The organism is Curtobacterium sp. MCJR17_043, from assembly GCF_003224315.2.
In the GTDB taxonomy this organism is placed as follows: domain Bacteria; phylum Actinomycetota; class Actinomycetes; order Actinomycetales; family Microbacteriaceae; genus Curtobacterium.
On the sequence record NZ_CP126259.1, the window covers coordinates 1649235 to 1671141 of the forward strand.

Sequence of the window (21907 nt, forward strand, 5' to 3'; positions counted from 1 at the left end):
GCGTGCGGGGGGCCGAGCCGCTCGGCGATCCAGGCGGTGACCGCGTCGACCCCGCGGGCCCAGCCGGCGTCGACCACCCGTCCCGCGTCGTCGACGGCGGCGAGGCCGGTCTCGTTCGGCGCCCGACGCTCGGTCCCGAGGCCCCACGCCAGGTCGACCCCGAGGTACGCGTTCACGGTGTCATCCTGCCCGTGCGGACGCGCGGCACGTACTCCGCGGGTGCTGGGGAGTAGGTTCCGCAGCATGGCGACACCGGCGACGACGCTGACCGTACCCGGACCCGAGGGCGACCGGGAGGTCCGGATCTCCAGCCCGGCACGCGTGCTGTGGCCGGACCTCGGCATCACGAAACTCGACCTGGCGCAGTACCTCGTCGACGTGGGGGGAGCCCTTCGTCCGGGCGAACGGCGACCGACCGATCTCGCTGCAGCGCTTCCCCGACGGTGTCGACGGCGAGCAGTTCTTCTCGAAGAACCCGCCGAAGGGTGCGCCCGACTACGTCCGCGCGGTGACGGTCACCTACCCGAGCGCCCGGAGCCACCCGCAGCTGGTGGTCGACGAGCCGGCCGTCGCGGTCTGGGCGGCGCAGATGAACACCGTCGTGTTCCACCCGTGGGCATCCCGTGCCGAGGACAGCGACCACCCGGACCAGCTCCGGATCGACCTGGACCCGCAACCGGGCACGGACTTCTCCGACGCGGTGCCCGCGGCTCACGAGCTGCGGAAGGTCCTGGCCGACGTCGGGCTCGAGGCGTGGGTGAAGACGAGCGGCAACCGCGGCCTGCACGTCTTCGCGCCGATCGAGCCGGCGTACGAGTTCCTCGACGTCCGGCACGCCGTGATCGCGGCGGCCCGGGAACTCGAGCGGCGGATGCCCGAGCAGGTGACGACCGCGTGGTGGAAGGAGGAGCGCGGGCAACGCGTCTTCGTCGACTTCAACCAGGCGAACCGCGACCGGACGATGGCCGGTGCCTACAGCCCCCGTGCGCTCCCGCACGCTGCCGTGTCGACCCCGCTCGCGTGGGAGGAGCTCGACACCGCGGACCCGACCGTGTTCACGATCCGCACCGTCCCCGGTCGGCTCGCCGCCACCGGCGATCCGTGGGAGACGATGTCCGCCGCGCCGCGGAGCATCGATCCACTACTGGAGTGGTGGGCTCGCGACCTGGAGCGTGGTGAGGGGGGAGCTGCCGTTCCCGCCGGACTTCCCGAAGATGCCCGGCGAGCCGCCGCGCGTCCAGCCGTCCCGGGCGAAGAAGGGCTGACGGGACCGCTGAGGCGCCCCCCTGGGACGGCGCCCCCCTGGGACGGCGCCCGCTCGGACGGGGCCTCAGACGAGCGAGGAGGCGTCCTCGGAGCGGAGTCCGTCGTCCTCGACGCGCGAGGTCTGCAGCGGCAGACCGACCGTGGCGGTGTGCAGGCGGGTGAGGCGCGACCACGTGCGGCGGTTGCCCTGCGTCACGCCGTCCAGGACGATCATGCGCCGAGTCCGATCGTGACGAAGGCGAGCGCGGCGGCGGTCACACCGGCGATGCCGCTGATGATCGCGCTGGTCTGGAGCGCACGCAGATGACGTGCTTCGCGGACCTCGCTGAAGGGGCTGCGCTGCGCCCGGCGAATGAGGATCTCGTTGCTCATGTCCACTCCGATCCGTGGTGTCGAGACGGTGTCCGACCACCGTTTCCCTGGTGCCTCAGATGTTTCCACAGTTTCACTAGTTCGGCTAACTACTGATCACTGCGGAGCGCGGATTGGACATCTGACCGGACGGACCGCGGTCGGATCAGGACAGGACGTCGCTGAGGTCGTACGCCGTCGGGACCTCGAGCTGGTCGAACCCGCACGAGCGCGCCTCGCGGTCCGGACGCCACCGCGCGAACTGCACGGTGTGCCGGAACCGGTCACCCTCCATCTGGTCGTACCGGACCTCCAGGACGCGCTCCGGTGCCAGCCGGACGAACGACGTGTCGCGACCGGACGAGAACCGTGAGCGCTCCCCGTCACCGGTGACGGGCCTCCCGTCCGCGTCCCGCTCGACGAGCGGTTCCAGCTCGTCGACGAGTTCCCGGCGCCGCTTGTCCGTGAAGGCGGAGACCCCGCCCACCATCCGCAGCTCGCCCGCGTCGTCGTAGAGCCCGAGCAGCAGCGACCCGACACCGGTCCCGCTCTTGTGGACCCGGTACCCGACGGCGACGACGTCCGCCTCGCGGTGGTGCTTCACCTTGAGCATCGTGCGCTTGTTCGGCTCGTACGGCTTCGACCGCGGTTTCGCCACGACCCCGTCGAGGCCGGCACCCTCGAACGTCGTGAGCCACTCGCGGGCGACCTCGACGTCGAGCGTGGTGCGGGTGACGAAGAGCGGGGCTGCGAGGTCGGCCCCGAGTTCCTCGAGCGCGGCACGGCGCTCGTCGAACGGCCGGCCGGTCAGGTCCTCGCCGTCGAGGTGCAGCAGGTCGAAGGCGACGAACTGCGCCGGCGTCTCGACCGAGAGCTTCGCGATCCGCGAGGCGGCGGGGTGGATCCGCTGCGACAGGGCTTCCCAGTCGAGCCGCTCGTTCCCCCGGTACCCCGGAGCGGACGACGACCTCACCATCGAGGACGACGGGGTGCTCCCGGCCGCCGAACCGGGCGCGGAACGCCTCGACGAGCTCCGGGAAGTACCGGGTCAGCGGCTTGGCGCCGCGGCTGCCGATCTCGACGTCGTCGCCGTCGATCGTCACGATGCCCCGGAAGCCGTCCCACTTCGGCTCGTACCGCAGGCCGCCCGCGACGCTGTCGGGGTCCGGCACGGTGGCGACGGCCTTGGCGAGCATGGGCGCGATGGTCTCCATGCGGCCTGTCTACCCGCCCGCTGCGGGACCGGCCTGGATGCCCGTCACGGCCCGGTCCGCCGGCACCGCCTGGTTAGGGTGGTCGCGTGTCGATCCCGCCGCCCGTCAGCACCGCGCAGGCCGAGGCGCTCGCCGCCGGTGCCCTCCCGCCCGTCGAGGAGGTCCGGCCCGGCATCTGGACCATCGCGGTCCCCTTCCGAGGCGGTGTGCCCGACGCCACGCTCGCGTACGTCATCGAGGGGAGCGACGGGGCGCTCGCGGTCATCGACCCCGGGTGGTCCGACGGCGGCTCCCTCGACGTGCTGTCCGACGGGTTCCGGACCATCGGCCGCCGGCTCGAGGACGTCACCCTCGTCGCCGTCACCCACCTGCACGCCGACCACCTCGGTGCCGCGGCCGCACTGCGGCGACGCTCCGGTGCCCCGGTCGCGATGCACGCCGCGGAGGTGCGCGCGCTCGAGCACGAGCGGGCCGACGCGGAGCAGAACGACCGCGACGTGCGGACCTGGGGCGTGCCCGCCGCGCTGCTCGACGGGGTCCTGGCCGCGTGGGGGGACCGGCCGCCGGATCGGGCAGGGGACGGCGGAGGCGCCGTTCGCCGACCTGCTGCTCGCAGACGGGGACGTGTTGCCGATCCCGGGGCGGACGATCAGCACACTGTGGACGCCGGGACACACCGGCGGTCACGTCTGCTTCGTCGACGAGCCGGACGGGCTCCTGTTCACCGGGGACCACGTCCTGCCGCGGATCAACCCCGGCGTCGGACTCGGCGGCCGGACCGGGACGAACCCGCTGCGTGACGCGCTCGGCTCGCTGGCGAGGCTCGACGGACACGGGCACCTCGAGGTCTGCCCCGGGCACGAGTACCGGTTCCGCGACGTCGTGTCCCGAGCCCGTGTGCTCATCGACCACCGGGACGAGCGGACCCGGCACGTCGCGGACGCGCTCGACGCACTCGACCGGCCGACGCTCTTCGAGGTCGCGTCCCGCGTGCCGTTCAGCGGCGGGATCGAATCGATGTCGGGCTTCCTGCTCGCGAGTGCCCTCAGCCAGACCGCGTTCCACGCCGACCTGCTCGGTCGCGCCGAGGAGATCCGCGGCGCCTGACGACCGGCGCGCCGTCGCGCCAACGGGCGGGCGGGAACGGAACGGCCCCGCCGATCCGTGGAGGAATCGACGGGGCCGCGGGAGGAGCCTCCCGTCCGGGTCAGCGACGGGCGCGACGGCGGACGGTACGCAGGCCCACCAGTGCCGCACCGGCGGCGAGCATGGCGAGCGCCCAGGGCAGGGCGTCGGTGCTGTCGGTGCCGGTGTAGGCGAGTCGGCCGTGCGCGGCGGTGCGGACCGGGACGGTGCCGATCGGCGCGGCTGCCGGCTGGGTCAGCACCGGGGGGAGCCGACACCGGGGGGCGTGGCGACCGGGGGGCGTGGTGCCCGGGGTGGTCGCGGTCGGGGTGACCACGACCGGGAACGACGTGGCGAACGCGTCGCCGGTGGCCGTCAGGGTGTGCGTCGAGGCTTCGGGGAAGGTCACGTCGACCGCGTTGTAGCCGCCGAACTCCTCGTCGATGGTGATCACGTCGGAGGCGACGTCGGAGGTGACGGTGAGCGCGGACGGCGTGCCCTCGTCATCGGTGACCTCGTTGCCGAACCGGTCGACGATCCCGCCGTCGACCAGCAGCGTGCCGTCCTGCTCCACGGTGGGGCGACCACCAGGCGTGAAGACGACGTCGAGGTCCCCGCCGTCAGCGCCGGTGCTCCAGTTCAGGTCGACGGTGTCGATGTCGCCGTCCTCGCCGATGATCCAGCTCCGGATGGTGCCCGAGTCCTCTTCCTCTGCTGCGGCAGCTCGGAGCTGGAAGCCGATGGACATCCCGTCGCCGAACAGCTCTTCGTAGTCAGCGCGGTCCGTGGCGATGACCTGCACGCCCGCGGGTGCTGCGGCGTCGACCGACAACTCGACGTACTGGGTCGTCGTGGCCGATCCGCTGGTCGCGGTCACGGCGAAGTCGTAGTACGAGGCGATCTCGGTCGTACCCGACAGGACGCCGGTGGCCGGGTCGAACGTGATGCCGTCGGGCAGCTGGCCCTCGGGGGGTGTCCTCCGGGTACTCGGGGTCGGCCTCGTAGCCGTCGTAGAACCAGGCGAGCGAGTACGTCGGTGCGGGGCTCCCGACCGCGCGGAAGGTGTACGAGAAGGCCTCACCTGCGGTGGTCTCGAGGGGGGAAGACGTCCTCGTCGGCGTCGGTGCCGCTCTCGATGGGCTTGCCGTTCTCGTCCACGAACACGGGGTCCTGGGTGACGACGGCGGTGTCCGCCGTCGCGGTCTCGTCCGTGTGCCCGAGGAGCGTGTTCTGCACGGTGACGGTGACGACCTTGCCCGCGTCGTCGGCGACGACGTCGTAGGTCGGGCCCTGGTCGCCGGTGGCCACACCGTCGACCGACCAGCTGTAGGAGAGCGCGGACGGGTCGGTGAAGCCCTTGGGCTTCGCGCGGAGCGTCTGGCCGACCTTCGCGGTGCCGGAGATCGTCACGGTTGCGGATGCCACCGCCGTGGGCGCGGCCTCGGCCGGGCTGGTGGCGCTCGGCTTCGCGGTGCTCGGGTTGGTCGGTGCCGGCGTCGCGCTGCCGGTGGTCGGAGCGGTCGGCGTGACGGCGCCGGTCCCGGCGGCGTCACCACCCGTGGTCGCGCCGGTGCCACCGGGGGCGCTGGTCACGCCGTCGGTCGGGAGGCTCGGCTCGGCCGGCGTGGTCGTCTCGCCCGGCGCCGTCGTCGCGTCGGTACCCGGCGTGGCGTCGGTGCCCGGAGCGGCGGGAGTGGTGACCGACGTGTCGGTCGTCGGTGCCTCGTCGGCGTAGGCGGTCGTCGCGGTCATGACGCCGAGACCGGTCGTGAGGCCGATGAGTGCTGTGGCAGTACCGACGGCGCACGCGCGTCGGACGAAGGAGGTGCTGCGATGCACGGGTTGTTCCCCCCATATTTCGAGTCCGGACGGGTGCCGGAACACAAGAGTTGGCCGAGAGTCCTCGGGTGATCGGAGCGTATTGGGATGGCGGGGTGTAGAGGCGCGCGCAACGGCAGAAGTGCCCCGAGTTGGGGGGTAGGCGTTCCAGATCGTGCGGTTTCCCGCACCGGTTCCTCTGCGTTCGTACAGACGTGAGCGCCCCCCGGGAGGGGCGCTCGCGTCTCCGCCGATCAGGCGCGACGACGGCGCAGGCGGGCCGTCAGGACCGCGGCCCCGGCGGCGAACAGCCCGCGTGCCCACGCGATCGGGCCGGACTCGTCGGCACCGATGGTCTCAGGAACGGGAGGTCGCCGCAGCCCGTTCCAGGGCGTCCCGGAGCGCTGCCACGGCGGGGGGACAGTGAACTCGCCGTCCGCTGCGCCGTGAAGATCGTCCGCTCGGCGTCCCCGGGCAGGTCGAGCAGCCGGCAGGTGGTCGACCGGCCGGCCCAGACCAGGTCCGGCATGAGCGCGACCGCGTTCCCGGACTCGATCAACCGGATCTGCGCCTGCAGGTCGGCGGTCTCGTACCGAACGTCGGGTTCGAAGCCCGAGCGCCGGCAGAGCTGCTCCGCGAAGTGCCGCGACGCCGTTCCTCGTGGCTCCATCACCCACGGCAGGTCGGCCGCGCCGGTGAGGGAGTCGACCGGCCACAGCGACGTGTCGACCGGCGGCAGCGCGAGCCGGACGGCGTCCGTCGTCAGCTCACGTCGGTCGAGGCCCGGGAAACGCGGGGCCGCGTGCGCCGGGTACTGCTCGGCGATCACCATGTCGAAGTCCCGAGCCCACGTCTCGTTGAGTGCGGTCTCCGGCTCGCGCTGGACCATCTCGACGCGGACGCCCGGGTGTTCGGTGACCATGATGCGCAGCGCGTTCGGCATGAGGGCGAGCGCAGCAGACTGGAAGACCGCGACCCGGACGCGTCCCTGCACGCTGGTCAGCGTCGCCTCGACGGCGGACTGCGCCCGCTCGAGCGTGTCGAGCACGTCGCCCGCCGCGGCCACGAGCACCTCGGCCTGCGGCGTGAGCTGGAGGCGCCGTCCGGCCCTCCGGAGGAGCTGCACACCGGCCTCACGCTCGAGGACCGCCAGCTGTTGCGAGACCGCCGACGGGGTGAAGTTCATCGCCTCGGCGACGGCGGCCACGGTGCCCCGGATCGACAGCTCCCGCAGGAGCACGAGGCGCCGGACGTCGAGCATGGGGAAACAGTAGTGCAGCTGAACGGAATGCATCAGGAAGAGTTGCTTCCGCTACCGGAAGCGCGAGCCCCACACTGAACCCATGACCGACGTCCAGCCGCGCGACGACGCAGCGACCACGACCGACGATGTGACCACCACCGACTCCGCCGGACTCGCCGACGAGTCCGTCGCGCTCGTCCAACAGTGGCTCGCCGAGGCAGAGACGTACCCGATCGACGGGTCCGCGAAGCAGCTCGCCGGCGTCCTCGCCGACCCGAAGGGCCTGGCCTTCGCCGTCGGGTTCGTCGACGGCGTCGTCCGCCCCGAGGACCTCGGCGTCGCTGCCCGCAAGCTCCGCGCCATCGCGCCGGACGCACCCGGCTTCCTGCCGGCCGCGCTCCGCGGCCTGGTGCGCCTCGGTGGCGGGATGGCACCGGGCCTCCCGGGGGGTCGTCGTCCCCGTCGCCCGACGGGTCCTCCGGAACATGGTCGGGCACCTCATCGTCGACGCCACCGACGCGAAGCTCGGTCCGGCGATCGCGAAGATCAAGCAGGACGGCATCCGCCTCAACGTGAACCTGCTCGGCGAGGCCGTGCTCGGTGAGCGCGAGGCCGCGCGCCGCCTCGCCGGCACGCACGCGCTGCTGAGCCGCGGCGACGTGGACTACGTGTCGATCAAGGTCTCCTCGACCGTGCACCCGCACTCGCCGTGGGCGTTCGACCACGCCGTCGAGGACATCGTCGGGCAGCTCCGGCCGCTGTTCGAGCGTGCGGCGGCGTCGACGCCGAAGAAGTTCATCAACCTCGACATGGAGGAGTACAAGGACCTCGACCTGACGATCGCGGTCTTCACGAAGCTCCTCGACGAGCCGCAGTTCACCGACCTCGAGGCGGGGATCGTGCTGCAGGCGTACCTGCCCGACGCGCTCGCCGCGATGGAACACCTGCAGGAGTGGTCCGCCGCCCGCCGTGCCCGCGGGGGGCGCCGACATCAAGGTGCGCCTGGTCAAGGGCGCGAACCTGCCGATGGAGCAGGTCGAGGCCTCGGTGCACGGCTGGCCGCTCGCGACCTGGCACACCAAGCAGGACTCGGACACCAACTACAAGCGCGTGCTCGACTGGGCGCTCACGCCCGAGCGCATCGCCAACGTGCGGGTCGGCGTCGCCGGGCACAACCTGTTCGACGTGGCACACGCGTGGCTCCTCGCCGGGGAGCGCGGTGTGCGGAACGGCATCGAGTTCGAGATGCTCCTCGGCATGGCGCAGGGCCAGGCGGCCGCGGTGAAGAAGACCGTCGGCTCGCTGCTCCTCTACACGCCGGTCGTGCACCCGGGGGGAGTTCGACGTCGCCATCGCCTACCTCATCCGTCGTCTCGAGGAGGGCGCGTCGCAGGACAACTTCATGTCCGCGGTGTTCTCCCTCGCCTCGTCCCCGACGCTGTTCGCCCGCGAGGAAGCCCGGTTCCGCGACTCCCTCGCCCCGCTCGCGCTGCCCGGCGGACTGGACGCCCCGGCGCCGCACCGTGTCGCCGACCGGTACGCGGCCGTCGACCGTCCCGTCCCCGGCCACTTCGAGAACACGCCGGACAGCGACCCGTCCGTCGGTGCCGTCCGCGAGTGGGGTGCCGCCATCACCGAGCGGATCGCCACCTCGACGCTCGGCGTCTCCGCCGTCCGGGAGGCCCGTATCACCTCCGCCACGACCCTCGAGTCCGCCCTGCAGCGCGTCCGCGCCGCGGGCACGACCTGGGGTTCGTGGTCGGGTGCCGCCCGCGGCGCGGTCCTGCACGCCGTCGGCGACGCCCTCGAAGCGAACCGCGCCGCCCTCATCGAGGTCATGGCGTCGGAAACCGGCAAGACGATCGACCAGGCCGACCCCGAGGTCTCCGAGGCCATCGACTTCGCGCACTTCTACGGCGAACTGGCCGCATCGCTCGACACCGTCGACGGTGCGTCGTTCACCCCGGCCGCGCTGACGCTCGTCACGCCGCCGTGGAACTTCCCCGTGGCGATCCCCGCCGGCTCGACCCTGGCCGCCCTCGCCGCCGGGTCCGCCGTCGTGCTGAAGCCCGCGCCGCCGGCCGCCCGCAGTGGTGCCGTCCTGGCGTCGGTCATCGAGACCGCCCTCGACGCGCACGGTGCACCGGCCGACGTCCTGGCGTTCCTCGACGTCGAGGAGTCCGAGCTCGGGAAGGACCTCATCGCGTCGCCGCTCGTCGACCGCGTGATCCTGACCGGCGCGTACGAGACCGCCGAGCTGTTCCGGTCCTTCCGCCCGGATCTGCCGCTGGTCGCCGAGACCTCCGGCAAGAACGCGGTCATCGTGACCCCGTCGGCGGACCTCGACCTGGCGGTGAAGGACGTCGTCGCCTCGGCCTTCGGTCACGCGGGGCAGAAGTGCTCGGCCGCGTCGCTGGTCGTCATGGTCGGCTCGGTCGCGAAGTCCAAGCGCTTCCGCAACCAGCTCCTCGACGCGGTGTCCTCGCTGACCGTCGGCTACCCGACCGACCCGACGACCCAGATGGGACCGATCATCGAACCGGCATCGGGCAAGCTGCTCGACGGCCTGACGACGCTCGGCGCCGGGGAGTCCTGGGCGATCGCACCGAAGCAGCTCGACGAGACCGGGAAGCTCTGGAGCCCCGGTGTCCGGCAGGGCGTCCGGCGCGGTTCGGAGTACCACCGCACGGAGTACTTCGGCCCGATCCTCGGCGTGATGGTGGCGGAGACCCTGGACGAGGCGATCGACATCGTCAACGAGGTCGACTACGGCCTGACCTCCGGCCTGCACTCGCTCGACCCGGGTGAGATCGGGACGTGGCTCCGGCGCATCCAGGCGGGCAACCTCTACGTGAACCGCAGCATCACGGGCGCGATCGTCCGCCGCCAGCCGTTCGGCGGGTGGAAGAAGTCCGCAGTCGGCGCGGGCACCAAGGCCGGCGGCGTGAACTACCTGGTCGGCCTCGGCTCCTGGGAGCCCGCCGTGGCCCGCGCTGGCTCGACGCCGTCGTCGGACGTTTCGGCCTTCGTCCGGGCGACCGGTGTGGCGTCCGAGTCGGTCGACCGTGCGGTTGCGTCCGACGAGCTCGCGTGGACCTCGGAGTTCGGGACCGCGGCCGACGTGTCCGCACTCTCCGCCGAGCGCAACGTCTTCCGCTACCTGCCGTTCCCGGGGGGTACACGTCCGCTTGGCTGCCGAGGGCACGACCGAGGACCTCGTGCGGGTCGTCGCCGCGGCGCTCCGTGCGGGCACCTCCGTCCAGGTCTCCACGGCCGTCGCGCTCCCGGAAGCGGTGGCCACCGCGCTCCGAGGCCTCTCGCTCGTCGAGTCCGTGCGGCAGACCGAGTCGGACGAGACGTTCGCCGCCCGGATCGCTGCCGGCCCGTCCACGCGCGTCCGACTCATCGCCGGGGACGCTGCCGCGCTCGCCGTCGGGACGGACGGGCGGCCGGACGTCGCCGTCTACGCGGAGCCCGTGACCGAGGCCGGGCGCATCGAGATGCTGCCGTTCCTCCGGGAGCAGGCGGTGTCCATCACGGCGCACCGCTTCGGGACGCCGAACCACCTGTCGGACGACCTCATCTGACGGCTGCTCGCCAGTACGACCCCTCCGGACGGACACGGCCCCTCGCTTCCACGCGGTGCCGTGTCCGTCCTGCAGTGTGGCGGATGATGCCCGGCCAGCCGGTGAGCGCTGTCCGGATCGGCCTTCGGCGACCCCTCGGTACAACAGGTTCATGTGTGAATCGGTGCAGTGCCTGGTGTGTGGGAAGGCGACATGGACCGGGTGCGGTGAGCACGTCCGTGAGGTCTTCCGCGGCGTCCGTCGTCGTGACCGGTGCGCGGGCCACGGTGTGCCGCGCTCCTTCCCCGACGACGACGGGTTCCGCTGAGCCGCTGACCCGCTGCTGTACCGGCCCGTCGGCCCGACCTGTCCGCTCGCCGCACGGTCGGTGCGCACAGTCAGGTGTCCGGCGTTGCCTCGGATCCACGTCGTACAGCGACGACGACCCGGCCACCCTGCCGGTACACCCGAGGAGCCCCACATGACCGACCCGATCGCTCGACCCATCGCACTGGCGCACGTCCGCGTGACCGTCACCGACATCGTCCGCAGCAAGGCGTTCTACCAGCAGCTGTTCGGCGTCGAGCCCGCGATGGACTTCAGCGAGCACGCCGGTGAGCCCGGGATCACCGAGGACCGTGAGCGGCTCTACGGCGGCTGCATCTTCCCGGTCGGGGACCAGCTCTTCGGCCTCCGCCCCGTCGCTCCGAGCGGCCAGCGGTTCGACCCGGACACGGTCGGTCTCGACCACGTGAGCTTCATGGTCGGATCGGTCGACGAGCTGCACGAGGCGGCCGCCCGGCTCGACGCCGCCGGTGTCGAGCACGGCGAGGTGACCGACCTCGGAGACGCCGGCATGGTGATCCTGTCCGTGCAGGACCCGGACGACATCAACCTGGAACTGGCGGCCGTCCGCAGCTGACCACCCGCGGCGGTCACCGCACAGGGCGCAGGATGTACTCGAACGTCGTGCGTGCCCGCTCGGGGTCCGGGGTCTCGCCGGAGATCAGGTCCGCGTAGGTGAACGACTCCGAGACGCGGACGAGCAGTCGACCGAGTTCCTCGGGGGGAGAGTGGCGCCGGGTCGAAGGCCCCCGACTCCTGCTCGGCGGCGACCAGGGTCGAGACCACGGCGACGAAGCGCCGCTGCACGTCGCTGTCGGTCGTCGTCAGGAGTCGCAGGGCCCGGGCCGGCTCGCGGGTCAGGAACGCGCGGAAGTACGGCGCCCGGATCAGGTCCGCGGTGAAGTGGTCGAGGACGTCGACGATGCGTGCCGCTCCCGACGGTGCCGCTGCTCGGCCGGCGGCGTCGAGCGTCGGGACGGCCAGTGACCAGAGGATCTCGGACAGCAGCTGGTCGCGGTTGCCGACCCAGCGGAACAGCGAGGTCCGGTCGACGCCGAGCGAGGACGCGAGGGCCTGCATGTCGACGCGTGCCCCGTCGATGAAGGCATGACGTGCGGAACGGAACGCGCGCTGGGCGTCGGGGTGGGCCTCCAGGCGCGTGGCGAGCGCGCTCGGGACGAGCGCCGACCCGAGGGCGCCGAGTGGCTGCTTGCTCACGGTTCCCCCCCGAAGTCGTCGACGTCGTCTTGCAACGTTTCCGAGAATGATGCATCGTTGGGTCCATGTCAACGACGGTCGCGGGAACGCCCCTGCTGGAATCCGACTTCTACCGGTTCCAGGAGCAGCTGACCGACCAGGAACGCGCCTCCCTCGGCGAGCTCCGCGAGTACCTCGAGCGCGACGTCGCGCCGATCGTGGACGAGTACTGGGCCCGCGCCGAGTTCCCGACGCAGGTCATCGCGCCGCTCGCCGAGCTCGGCATGTACGGCCCCGGCGTGCCGCTCGTCCGGCAGTTCGAGAACTCCGCGGTGTACCGCGGGTGGGCGGCCCTCGAACTCGGTCGGGTCGACGCCGGCGTCGCGACCTTCATCGGCGTGCAGTCCGGTCTCGCGATGAACTCGATCGCGGTCGCGGGCAGCGACGAGCAGCAGCGTGAGTGGTTGCCGCGCATGGCCTCCGGGGAGGTCGTCGGGGCGTTCGGACTGACCGAACCGCTCTCCGGCAGCGACTCCGCCCGCGGCCTCCGCACCACCGCCCGGCGCGAGGGGGGACACCTGGGTGCTCAACGGCTCGAAGCGCTGGATCGGCAACGCCACCTTCGCGGACGTCGTCGTCATCTGGGCGAAGGACGAGGCGGACAACCAGGTCAAGGGCTTCCTCGTCACCTCCGACACCCCGGGGTTCACCGCGACGAAGATCGAGGACAAGATCGCACTCCGGTCGGTGCAGAACGCCGACATCACCCTCGAGGACGTCCGCGTCCCGGAGGCCCGTCGCCTGCAGCGCGCCGACTCGTTCCGGTCCACGGCTGCGGTGCTCCGCCTGACCCGCACCGAGGTCGCCTGGCAGGCCGTCGGCATCTCGGTCGGCGCCTACGAGGCCGCCCTGCGCTACGCCCGGGAGCGCGAGCAGTTCGGCAAGCCGATCGCGTCGCACCAGCTCATCCAGGACCTGCTCGTGAAGTCCCTCATGAACATCACCGCGTCGATCGCCCTGTGCACCCAGGCGTCCGCGCTGCAGGACCAGGGCCTCGGCGGCGACGAGCACTCGGCGATGGCGAAGGCGTTCGCCACGGCGAAGATGCGCGAGACCGTCGGCTGGTGCCGCGAGGTCCAGGGCGGCAACGGCATCGTCCTCGACAAGGGCGTCGCCCGGTTCTTCGCCGACGCCGAGGCCATCTACTCGTACGAGGGCACCCGCGAGGTCAACACGCTCATCGTCGGCCGCGCCGTGACGGGGCAGGCCGCGTTCGTCTGACCTGCTGGACCAGGTGGCAGATGACCGCCGTCGCCCGGTCGTCGGCCCGGCGCCGGTCGCTCGTCGCCCGCTCGTCAGCTCAGGCCCAGAACGCGCCGATGCGCTCCGCCACCGGCTCGGCCTGCGCGCGTCCGGCCTCCGCCGACGGCCGCTGCGTCGACAGCGCCAGTGAGTTCGTTCCGAAGGCCCGCTGCGACGCCTCGTCCGCGACGAGGACCTCGACCCGCGAACCGGCGTCCCGCAACGAGGTGACCGCACGGTCGAGCCACGGCCCGAGCGGTGACGGCCCCTCGGGGCTGCAGGCGATCACGAGCACCCGCTCGTACCCGGCCGCGACGTCCGCGTTGGTCGCCGAGCGCATGCCGCCGTCGATGTACGGATGCTCGTCGATCCGCACCGGAGACCAGACCAGCGGGACAGAGCAGCTCGCGGCGACGGCACGTTCGAGCGGCACGCCGTCCTCGGCGCGGAGCACCCGGAAGGTCCCGTCGACGGCGTCCACCGCGGTCACCGCGTAGGGCCGGTCCGGCCACGCGGTCGTGGGCAGCGTGTCGCGGAAGGTCGCAACGCGTTCGTCGTCGCTCTGTCCGGAGGTGATCTGCTGCGCGGCGGCTCCGAGACGCGCACGGGCGTCCTGCTCCGAGGTGGCTCCCTGCAGTGCCGCCGCGAAGCGCTGCTCGAACTCGGCGGCATCGACGCGCGCGGGCTCTTCGTAGGTGGTCGGGAGCGGGCTCAGCTGCTGCTCGTAGGCACCGCGCACGCCGCCGCTGCGGAGGAAGGTGCCGACGACGCTGCCGGCGCTCGTGCCGACCACCAGGTCCGCCGCACCGAGGTCGACCCCGGCGTCCTCGAGGGCCGACAGGACGCCGAGCTCCCAGGCGATGCCGGCGACGCCACCACCTCCGAGGACGACTGCTCTGGTTCCGGGCGTGGGGGTGGGGGAGGGGCGCTGCGGCGTCGGTCATGCCTCCTGCTTACCAACCCCGCCGATGAACGCGTACTGCGTCGGTCCTGCCGGACCCGACCACGCGCCGGACGGGAGGCTCGGATCGCCACCGCCCCGCGCCTCCCGGACGCGCATGGCCCCGCCCGGACCCGCGCCGCGCCTCCCGGCCCCGCGCCTCCCGGCCCCGCGCCTCCCGCCGCCGCCCCGCGCCTCCCGGCGCCGCCCGGACCGGCACAACGAGAACCGGCTCGAACCGCGGACATCCGCGGTTCGAGCCGGTTCTCGTTGTGCAGCGCCGAAGGGCACCACGGGACGGGGTGCGGCGGCACCCCGCCGCGCGGTGCCTCCCGTCCGTCCCGGCGCGGCCTACTCCGCCGACTGCACGTCGATGAGCACCTTGCCGACCGCGTCGCCCTGCACCGCGTCGTGCGCTGCTGCGGTCTCCTCGAGCGGGAAGCGGATCAGCGCGAGCCCGGCCTCCTCGCCGACCGGCAGGACACCGTCGCGCAGCGCGGCGGTGATGTCCTCGGCAGCGGCGGCGAGGGCGGCGTCGCCGATCGTGTACAGCAGCAGGAACTGGTAGCGCGCGTTGATGCCCATGTTCGGCCGCACCGGGATCGATGCCGCGTCTCCGCCGTTGTCCGCGTACATCGAGACGACGCCGTGGTTCGCCAGGACCGCAGCGTCGAGGTCGGCGTTCGCCGGGATCGACACCTCGACGACGATGTCCACGCCGTCCGGGGCGATCGAGCGGATCCGGTCGGCGGCGCCGTCCTCGCGGTAGTTCACCGTGTGGTGGGCCCCGGCCGCCGTGGCGAGGGCCGCCTTGTCCTCCGAGCTGACCGTGGCGACGACGGTGGCGCCGGCCCAGCTGGCGAGCTGGATCGCGGCGTGTCCCACGGCCCCCGCGCCGCCGGCGACGAGCACGGTCTTGCCGGAAAGGGCACCGGGCGAGAGGCGGGTCGGGCCGTCCTCGTGCACGGTGAGCGCACGGTGCGCGGTCATCGCCGGCACGCCGAGGCTGGCACCGACGTCGAACGAGACGCCCTCCGGGAGCGGGACGACGCGGGCGGCGGGCACGACGGTGAACTCCTGCGCGGTGCCGGTCGGGCGGGACGCGGCGGCCATGAACAGCCAGACGCGGTCACCGACGGACAGGCCCTCGACGCCGTCGCCGACCGCGTCGACGACGCCGGCACCGTCCTGGTTCGGCGTGATCTCCGGGAACGGCAGGCCGTCGCCGTACGTGCCGCCCTGTCGTGCCTTCCAGTCGGTGGGGTTCACCCCGGAGACGACGACGCGGACGCGGACCTCACCGGCACCGGGCTCGGGGACCGGACGGTCGGCGAGGGAGAGGACGGCTGACGTTCCGGGCTGGGAGTAGACGATCGATCGCATGCCTCCACGCAACCACCCGCGGTCCGCGACGATTCCAGACCGGGCGCGGTCAGGAGCCGGAGTCGTACCCCGAGCGCGCTTCGGCGACGCCGTCCATGTGGTCGATCGCCCACTGTTCGAGCGGCACGAGCACGGCGCGGAGCGACCGGCCGGTGTCGGTGAGCTCGTACTCCACGTGCGGCGGGATCTCGGGGAAGACCGTCCGGGTGACGAAGCCGTCACGTTCCAGGGCCCGGAGCGTCTGCGTGAGCATCTTCTGCGACACACCCTGCACCCGGGTGGCGATGGCGGAGTACCGACGAGGCCCGTCCGCGAGGGCGCCGATCGTCAGCACGCTCCAGCGGTCCCCGATCCGGTCGAGGAGCTGCCGCGAGGGGCAGTCCGCCGCGTAGGGGCTGTACTCGAGCGCGCTCATCCCGACCTCCGTCACGCACCACGAGGTGCCTACTTACTTGAAGAGAGTAACACCCGTACAGTGAGTGGCACGGCGCGCGACCGCGTCGGCACCACCACCACGAAGGAGCTCGCATGTCCACCATCGTCGTCTTCGGAGGCACCGGGTACGCCGGGTCCGCCATCGTCCGCGAAGCCCTCTCCCGCGGGCACGAGGTCGTCGCCGTCGCGCGTGACACCACGAAGCTCGACGCCGCCGAGCACCTCACGCTCGCGCGGGGGGGACGCGTTCGACGCCGGTTTCGTCACCGAGGTCACGAAGGACGCGGACGTCGTCATCGTCGCCCTGCACGCGGTCCAGTCGGACGGCACCGAGCTGAAGGACCGGTTCCAGCACTTCGTCGACGCCGCGGCCGCTGCCGGTGCACGACTCGGCATCGTCGGCGGCGCCGGGTCGCTGCTCGTCGCCGAGGGCGGCCCGGCCCTCTACGACACGGCCGAGTTCCCCGACGCCTTCAAGGGCGAGGCGAAGAGCCACGGCCAGGTCCTCGAGGCACTCCGCGCGGGTGGCACCGACGTCGACTGGTTCTACGTCAGCCCCGCCGCCGCCTTCGGCAGCTACAACCCGGGGGGAGCGTCGCGGCACGTACCGCACCTCGGACGACGTGCTCCTCACCGACGCCGACGGCAACTCGGACATCTCGGGCGCCGACTACGCGATCGCGGTCGTCGACGAGGTCGAGGAGCCGAAGCACCACCAGGCGCGGTTCGGCGTCGCCTACTGAGCGCAGCTGCTCGCGTCACCCCGTGACGGACGGGAGGCCCGTGACCAGCTGGTCACGGGCCTTCCGTCCGTCACGGCGGCCCGGCCGCTGGCGCGCCGGTCCGGTTCCGGCGGCGTGGGCCCACCGTCCGTCGTGTCAGCGGTTGCCGACGATGGTCGGCAGCGGCAGGTGGTGACGCATCCGCATCTCCAGGTGCAGGCCGCCGCGTCGGGCGAGGACGAACGCGATCACCGTGGCGGCCGCGGCGGGCACGCCGCCCGCGACCATCATCCCGACGTGCGCGCCGAAGCGGTCGACGACCTGACCCATGACGGGGCCGCCGATCGCCTGACCACCGAGCAGCACGAGCACGTACAGCGACATCACCCGCCCACGGATCGCGACGTTCGAGGACAGCTGGACGAGCGAGTTCGACGCCGTCATGAAGAGCAGCTGCGACAGGCCGACCACGACGAGCAGGACGGTGAACGGCGCGATCGTCGGCGCCGACCCGGCCACCACGAGCAACAGCCCGGTCCAGAACACCCCGCCGACGATGGTGCGGAGCCGGACCACGGCACGCCGGGTGGAGAGGACTGCGCCGGTCAGGGCGCCGACCGCGACCGCGGAGTTGAACAGGCCGTAGCCGCCGGCCCCGACGCCGTACACGTCGGACGCGAAGGCGGACAGCAGCACGGGCATCGTCAGCGCGAAGACGGAGAAGAACGCGAGCAGGACGACGGGCACGATGATCGTCGGCTTCGCGGCGGCGTACCGCAGCCCCTCGACGAGCTGCCCCTTCGCCCGCGCGGCCGGCGGTGTGCGGTGGAGTTCGGAGACGCGGAGGAACCCCAGCGTCACGACCACCGCGACACAGGCGGCGGCGTTGATGCCGAACGACCACCCCGCCCCGACGGCGACGAGCAGGATGCCGGACAACGCCGGACCGATCATCCCGCCGAGCTGGAACACCGACGAGTTGACGCTGATCGCGTTGCGGAGGTGCTGGTGACCGACGATCTCGGTGACGAACACCTGCCGCGCCGGGTTGTCGATCACGGTGACCATGCCGACCAGGAACGCGATCACCCAGATGTGCCACGCCTCCACCACCCCGGCCAGGGTGAGGACGGCGAGCAGCAGGGACAGCACCGCGAAGGCGCCCTGCGTGATCATCATCAGCGCGCGCTTCGAGTACCGGTCGACGAAGACCCCGCCGAGCAGCCCGAACAGCAGCATCGGGGTGAACTGACAGGCGACCGTGATGCCGACCTGCGCGACCGAGCCGGTGAGCTGCAGCACGAGCCAGTCCTGCGCGATGCGCTGCATCCACCCCGCCGTCATCGCCACCAGGTTGGTGGCGGTGAAGAGCCGGAAGTTCGGCACCGACAGCGCGATGAAGGAACGCCGCCACGGAGGCGGTGTCGTGCTGATCGGGAGCGGCTCGGTGGGCGGGTGGACGGTCGTCGGTGACGGACGCACGGTGTGGGGGGACTCCGGCTGTCGAGGGCGGGAACGGTACCCGGTCGAAACTATCCGCTCCCGGTCCATTCGATCCTCCTATGATCGGCATCACTCCATTGCGATGTCGAATGAAGGGCCCACCGTGCTCGATCCCGTCCTGCTCCGGACCTTCCTCGCCGTCGCCGAGACGAGCAGCTTCACGCAGGCCGGCGTCCGTCTCGGCATCAGCCAACCGACCGTCTCGCAACACGTGCGCCGGCTCGAGTCAGCGGTCGCCCGGACCCTCGTCGCACGGGACACCCGCGGGGTCCGGCTCACCGACAACGGCGACGCGATGGCGGGGTTCGCCCGGACGATCCTGGCGGCGCACGCGACAGCGGACGCGTACTTCTCCGGGGTGGCGGCTCGTGGTCGCCTCCGGTTCGGCGCGGCCGACGACCTCGCGATCACGCAGCTGCCGCGCATCCTCCGGGACTTCCGGAAGCTGCACCCGCAGGTCGACCTCGAGCTGACGGTGAACCAGTCCGCGCCGCTCCTCCGACGGGTGCACGCTGGTCAACTCGACCTCGTGTTCATCAAGCGGACGGCGGGGGGAGTCCGCCGAGGGCACCCGGGTCGCCTCGGACCAGATGGTGTGGATGGCGCAGGACGGCATCGCCCTCGAGTCCGACGACCCGGTGCCGCTGATCGCGTACCAGGCGCCGAGCATCAGCCGGCAGATGGCGATCGACGCGCTCGAGGCCGCCGGGCGCACGTGGCGGATCACCTGCAACACCCGTGACGTGAACGGTGTGCTCGCCGCGGTGCGGGCGGGGATCGGCGTCGCGGTGTTCCCACACTCGCTCATCCCGGCCGACCTGGTGAAGGTGTCGCAGCGACTGTCGCTGCCGGACCTGCCCGCGGTCGACTACGTCCTCATCGCGAACCCGACCGTGCAGCGCGAGCCGATCGAGGCGCTGACGAACGCGATCCTCTCCCGGGGCGTCGTCCGCGCGGTGTGACGGGGGGTCGTCCCCGCCGTCAGCGGGAGGGTCAGGGCGCGATCGTCGGCGTGGCCCCCCGTGCCCGTCAGGTCCGGCAGCGGCGCACCGAGTGCGGACGCGACGGCCCAGAGCAACACGAGGGTCCCGACCGCGCCGAGCACGGTGCCGAGCAGGGCGACCGGCCGCTGCCAGGTGGACGCGGGGTTCCGCATCGTCACCACGGACACCACGACCGCGAGCACACCGAGCAGGACGCCGACGGCGTGCACGGTCGCCGGGGCCGTGAACCACCAGGCGGCGAGACCGAGCGTGGCGAGACCGGCCAGGGCACCGAGCACGGCACCCGGCGTCGCGCCGATCGGACGTCGAGCGCGCGTGGCGGACGCACCGGTTCCGGCCTGGAGGCCCGTGTCGGCTCCCGTCACCGGCGTCACCGGCGGAGCGGCTTGCGGCTGCGCGGTCGTCCCGGCGGCGACGGGGACCGCGGTGGACCGCGCCTTCGTCGGCTGGGCCGGACGACGCTTCGGCAGGAAGCCCCGACGGGTGTTCGCGCCGCGGCTGCGGTCGGCGTTCCGGTGCTCCCGGGCAGGGGTCGGGGCGTGGGTCGCCTCGCCGTCGGACGTGGCGGTCTCCGCCGGTTCCGCTGCGGCCGGCGCGACGGACGGCAGGGCCCGTGTGACCGCGGGGACGACCGGCGCCACGGCGTGCGGCTCGGACGCCGGACCGGGGAAGGGTGCGGCGGTGGTCGGCGCCGGGGTGGCGAGCACGGCGTCGAACGTCGGCGGAGCGGTGACCGCCGGCGGGATCACGCGCGCCTGCTGCCGGGCGAAGCGGGCGGGCGTGCGGTACCCGATGGGTCCGACGGCCTCGGGCTCGCCGCCCTCGACGACGACGTGTTCGAGTCCGGGCACCGAGAACCGCGGCTGTCCTGCTGCCGGCACGACGGGGAACGCGGGAGCCGGCGGGGCGGCCGGGGTCGCGGTGGTCGCGCCACGTCCGGCGGAGCGCGCTGCCGGCCCGGCCGTCGGAGCGGTCGGGACCCCGGCATCGGGGGGTCGCGGACCAGGACTGCGAGGCGACCGGTCCTGCCGGGGCGGGCACGGGCGCCGCGGACCGGGTGTCGCCGGTGTCCCCGAGCGCTCCGACGGGCGCTGCGGACGCATGCGCCGCGCCGACCACGGGAGCCGCGGGCATCGCCATCGCCCCGGCGGAGGCCTGGGCATCCGTTGCGCTCCGACGCGCTGCACCGTGTCGTGCTGTGGCGCGGGGATCGCCGGCGGCGGTGCGGTCCGCAGCAGGGTCCCGGGTGCCTGCCGGTGTGGCGGTCGCGTCGGCCGGTCCGAGCCCGGCGACGGTCGCACGCGCCTCCGCGACGGCCGAGAAGGGGGAGGGTGTCGACGTTCGGCGACGTCGGAGCCGGCGGCAGCAGCTCGGGGGGTCGGCGGGAAGTCGGGGACGACGGCGTTCGGGTCGAGCACCGGCGGGGCGGGGGTGGGGTGGGCCTCCAGGCCGGGCACGGCGTCGATGCCGGGTCGGGCGCGGTCAGCGACGGTGCCCGCGGGGACGACGCGGCTGGGGGGCAGGGGAACCGGCGTCCTCCGGAGGCGCGGTCACCCATGCGGGCACCGCCCGACGGGGTCGCTCGGACTCGGGCATGCGATGAGACGCCACGGCCGCTGTTCCTCTCCCTGGATTGATCCAGAGTCCGTTCTACCGGGCGGGAACAGCGGCCGAACGCCCCAGTCAGAGGGGGGTGGAACGGTCGGTGCAGGACCGTCACATGTCGCGGTACCGCTTCGCGGCGGCGAGGGCGTCGCGCAGTTCGTCCGCGGTCATGCGCGGGCCGTAGCCCGGGGTGTCGCGCTGGATGCGCCATCCCTCGGCGAGCGGTCCGGCGTCGACGACGTCGAAGCCGAACTCGTCGATGAGGTCGGCGACGGTGCGCTTCGCCGTCTCGTCGTCGCCCGCGACGACCAGGGCGCGGCGTCCCTCGGTGCCGCTGGGGGTGGCGTGTCCGGTCAGGTCCGCGGCGCCGATGTGGTTGAAGGCCTTGACCACGTGCGCGCCGACCAGGTGGTCCTGCAGCATCTCGGCCGTGGTGGTCGTCTCGTCGTCGAGGGCCACGATGTGCCCGTCGCGCTCCGGGTAGTAGTTGTCCGTGTCGATGACGACCTTGCCGACGAGCGGCTCGACGGGGATCGTCTCGACGGCGCCGAGCGGCACGGTCACGACGACGATGTCGCCCCGGGTGGCCGCGTCCTCGCGTGTGCCGGCGGTGGCGTGTTCGCCGAGCTCCGCGACGAGGTCCGTCAGCGTCTCCGGCCCGCGCGAGTTCGCGATCACGACCTGGTGGCCGTGCTGCACCGCGAGGCGTGCGAGCTGTGATCCGATGTTGCCTGCTCCGATGATCCCGATGGTCGTCATGTGGGGTGCAACAACCGTGGCCGGTGGTCATTCCGGCCTGACGACCGGGACGGTCGGACCGCCCGTCGGGGGGCGGGTCCACGCGTTCGCCGGAGGACGGGTGACCGTCATCCGCCGCGCGGTGCAGGA

The 21907-nt window shown here is 72.7% G+C and carries 14 protein-coding genes and 11 pseudogenes; 10 read left to right on the forward strand and 15 right to left on the reverse strand.

Annotated features, from left to right (window positions below):
* Positions 1 to 2 precede the first annotated feature (2 nt).
* Positions 3 to 233 carry a hypothetical protein gene (locus DEJ15_RS08595; RefSeq protein WP_284176168.1) on the forward strand — a complete coding sequence of 77 codons (231 nt, stop codon included), beginning with the start codon at positions 3 to 5 and terminating at the stop codon, positions 231 to 233.
* Between the two features lie 10 nt (positions 234 to 243).
* Positions 244 to 1265 (forward strand): annotated as a pseudogene (ligD, locus tag DEJ15_RS08600) (non-homologous end-joining DNA ligase).
* Between the two features lie 65 nt (positions 1266 to 1330).
* Here ligD and DEJ15_RS08605 read toward each other — a convergent pair.
* The 3 genes and pseudogenes from DEJ15_RS08605 to DEJ15_RS08615 all read right to left on the reverse strand — a co-directional run bounded on the left by DEJ15_RS08605 (position 1331) and on the right by DEJ15_RS08615 (position 2831).
* Complete coding sequence (locus DEJ15_RS08605) at positions 1331 to 1480, reverse strand: hypothetical protein (protein WP_181419600.1); 150 nt, start codon at positions 1478 to 1480, stop codon at positions 1331 to 1333.
* The gene (locus DEJ15_RS08610) at positions 1477 to 1638 is read right to left on the reverse strand and encodes a hypothetical protein (protein WP_181419599.1); all 162 of its coding nucleotides are present in this window, start codon (positions 1636 to 1638) and stop codon (positions 1477 to 1479) included. Before DEJ15_RS08610 ends, DEJ15_RS08605 begins: the two co-directional genes overlap by 4 nt.
* 145 nt (positions 1639 to 1783) lie before the next feature.
* Positions 1784 to 2831: pseudogene (locus tag DEJ15_RS08615) on the reverse strand (ATP-dependent DNA ligase).
* 206 nt (positions 2832 to 3037) lie between these two features.
* Between DEJ15_RS08615 and DEJ15_RS08620 the strand changes: the two are divergent.
* Positions 3038 to 3316, forward strand: a pseudogene (locus tag DEJ15_RS08620) (MBL fold metallo-hydrolase); the annotation flags it as partial.
* Between the two features lie 139 nt (positions 3317 to 3455).
* Positions 3456 to 3938, forward strand: coding sequence for an MBL fold metallo-hydrolase (locus DEJ15_RS19455; protein ID WP_502866156.1), 483 nt, complete (start codon positions 3456 to 3458; stop codon positions 3936 to 3938).
* A 100-nt stretch (positions 3939 to 4038) separates the two neighbouring features.
* On the opposite strand, the gene DEJ15_RS08635 is transcribed toward DEJ15_RS19455, so the two are convergent.
* The 4 genes and pseudogenes from DEJ15_RS08635 to DEJ15_RS08645 all read right to left on the reverse strand — a co-directional run bounded on the left by DEJ15_RS08635 (position 4039) and on the right by DEJ15_RS08645 (position 7035).
* Complete coding sequence (locus DEJ15_RS08635; RefSeq protein ID WP_349814955.1) at positions 4039 to 4833, reverse strand: hypothetical protein; 795 nt, start codon at positions 4831 to 4833, stop codon at positions 4039 to 4041.
* 6 nt (positions 4834 to 4839) lie between these two features.
* Positions 4840 to 5037: pseudogene (locus DEJ15_RS18245) on the reverse strand (putative Ig domain-containing protein); the annotation flags it as partial.
* Positions 5034 to 5708, reverse strand: coding sequence for a hypothetical protein (locus DEJ15_RS08640; RefSeq protein ID WP_284174821.1), 675 nt, complete (start codon positions 5706 to 5708; stop codon positions 5034 to 5036). The gene DEJ15_RS08640 and the pseudogene DEJ15_RS18245, both read right to left, overlap by 4 nt.
* Positions 5709 to 6131: 423 nt before the next feature.
* A pseudogene (locus DEJ15_RS08645) lies at positions 6132 to 7035 on the reverse strand (LysR substrate-binding domain-containing protein).
* A gap of 82 nt (positions 7036 to 7117) precedes the next feature.
* Here DEJ15_RS08645 and DEJ15_RS08650 point away from each other — a divergent pair.
* Positions 7118 to 10604, forward strand: a pseudogene (locus DEJ15_RS08650) (proline dehydrogenase family protein).
* 460 nt (positions 10605 to 11064) lie between these two features.
* Positions 11065 to 11505: a VOC family protein gene (locus DEJ15_RS08655; protein WP_110826073.1), complete on the forward strand. Its 441-nt coding sequence runs from the start codon at positions 11065 to 11067 to the stop codon at positions 11503 to 11505.
* A 13-nt stretch (positions 11506 to 11518) separates the two neighbouring features.
* On the opposite strand, the gene DEJ15_RS08660 is transcribed toward DEJ15_RS08655, so the two are convergent.
* Together DEJ15_RS08660 and DEJ15_RS08665 are read right to left on the reverse strand one after the other, a co-directional pair.
* On the reverse strand, positions 11519 to 11632 hold the full coding sequence (locus tag DEJ15_RS08660; RefSeq protein WP_284176186.1) for a QsdR family transcriptional regulator: 114 nt from the start codon (positions 11630 to 11632) through the stop codon (positions 11519 to 11521).
* Between the two features lie 88 nt (positions 11633 to 11720).
* Positions 11721 to 12008 (reverse strand): annotated as a pseudogene (locus DEJ15_RS08665) (QsdR family transcriptional regulator); the annotation flags it as partial.
* A 203-nt stretch (positions 12009 to 12211) separates the two neighbouring features.
* On the opposite strand from DEJ15_RS08665, the pseudogene DEJ15_RS08670 reads away from it, so the two are divergent.
* A pseudogene (locus DEJ15_RS08670) lies at positions 12212 to 13406 on the forward strand (acyl-CoA dehydrogenase family protein).
* A gap of 79 nt (positions 13407 to 13485) precedes the next feature.
* Here DEJ15_RS08670 and DEJ15_RS08675 read toward each other — a convergent pair.
* The 3 genes and pseudogenes from DEJ15_RS08675 to DEJ15_RS08685 all read right to left on the reverse strand — a co-directional run.
* Positions 13486 to 14307 (reverse strand): annotated as a pseudogene (locus DEJ15_RS08675) (patatin-like phospholipase family protein); the annotation flags it as partial.
* 411 nt (positions 14308 to 14718) lie between these two features.
* The gene (locus DEJ15_RS08680) at positions 14719 to 15750 is read right to left on the reverse strand and encodes an NADPH:quinone reductase (RefSeq protein ID WP_110826070.1); all 1032 of its coding nucleotides are present in this window, start codon (positions 15748 to 15750) and stop codon (positions 14719 to 14721) included.
* Positions 15751 to 15799: 49 nt separating this feature from the next.
* Complete coding sequence (locus DEJ15_RS08685) at positions 15800 to 16165, reverse strand: winged helix-turn-helix transcriptional regulator (RefSeq protein ID WP_110826069.1); 366 nt, start codon at positions 16163 to 16165, stop codon at positions 15800 to 15802.
* Positions 16166 to 16278: 113 nt separating this feature from the next.
* On the opposite strand from DEJ15_RS08685, the pseudogene DEJ15_RS08690 reads away from it, so the two are divergent.
* Both DEJ15_RS08690 and DEJ15_RS08695 read left to right on the forward strand, forming a co-directional pair.
* A pseudogene (locus DEJ15_RS08690) lies at positions 16279 to 16350 on the forward strand (NAD-dependent epimerase); the annotation flags it as partial.
* Between the two features lie 25 nt (positions 16351 to 16375).
* Positions 16376 to 16954, forward strand: a complete 579-nt coding sequence (locus tag DEJ15_RS08695; protein ID WP_284174822.1) for an NAD(P)H-binding protein — start codon at positions 16376 to 16378, stop codon at positions 16952 to 16954.
* A 109-nt stretch (positions 16955 to 17063) separates the two neighbouring features.
* Here DEJ15_RS08695 and DEJ15_RS08700 read toward each other — a convergent pair whose 3' ends face one another.
* Positions 17064 to 18389 (reverse strand): MFS transporter, encoded by a 1326-nt coding sequence (locus tag DEJ15_RS08700; RefSeq protein ID WP_258366377.1) that lies wholly within the window; start codon positions 18387 to 18389, stop codon positions 17064 to 17066.
* 124 nt (positions 18390 to 18513) lie between these two features.
* On the opposite strand from DEJ15_RS08700, the pseudogene DEJ15_RS08705 reads away from it, so the two are divergent.
* Positions 18514 to 19372 (forward strand): annotated as a pseudogene (locus DEJ15_RS08705) (LysR substrate-binding domain-containing protein).
* Here DEJ15_RS08705 and DEJ15_RS08710 read toward each other — a convergent pair.
* Together DEJ15_RS08710 and DEJ15_RS08715 are read right to left on the reverse strand one after the other, a co-directional pair.
* A complete protein-coding gene (locus DEJ15_RS08710; RefSeq protein ID WP_284174823.1) occupies positions 19279 to 20295 on the reverse strand; it encodes a hypothetical protein in 1017 nt (338 codons plus the stop codon). The pseudogene DEJ15_RS08705 and the gene DEJ15_RS08710 sit on opposite strands and share 94 nt — an antisense overlap.
* A gap of 835 nt (positions 20296 to 21130) precedes the next feature.
* Positions 21131 to 21778 (reverse strand): NADPH-dependent F420 reductase, encoded by a 648-nt coding sequence (locus tag DEJ15_RS08715; RefSeq protein ID WP_110825241.1) that lies wholly within the window; start codon positions 21776 to 21778, stop codon positions 21131 to 21133.
* Between the last annotated feature and the right edge of the window lie 129 nt (positions 21779 to 21907).

Coding starts and splice junctions, on each gene's coding strand:
- DEJ15_RS08605 (WP_181419600.1), bottom strand. CDS start 1,480: ATGATCGTCCTGGACGGCGTGACGCAGGGCAACCGCCGCACGTGGTCG.
- DEJ15_RS08610 (WP_181419599.1), bottom strand. CDS start 1,638: ATGAGCAACGAGATCCTCATTCGCCGGGCGCAGCGCAGCCCCTTCAGC.
- DEJ15_RS08640 (WP_284174821.1), bottom strand. CDS start 5,708: ATGACCGCGACGACCGCCTACGCCGACGAGGCACCGACGACCGACACG.
- DEJ15_RS08655 (WP_110826073.1), top strand. CDS start 11,065: ATGACCGACCCGATCGCTCGACCCATCGCACTGGCGCACGTCCGCGTG.
- DEJ15_RS08680 (WP_110826070.1), bottom strand. CDS start 15,750: ATGCGATCGATCGTCTACTCCCAGCCCGGAACGTCAGCCGTCCTCTCC.
- DEJ15_RS08685 (WP_110826069.1), bottom strand. CDS start 16,165: ATGAGCGCGCTCGAGTACAGCCCCTACGCGGCGGACTGCCCCTCGCGG.
- DEJ15_RS08715 (WP_110825241.1), bottom strand. CDS start 21,778: ATGACGACCATCGGGATCATCGGAGCAGGCAACATCGGATCACAGCTC.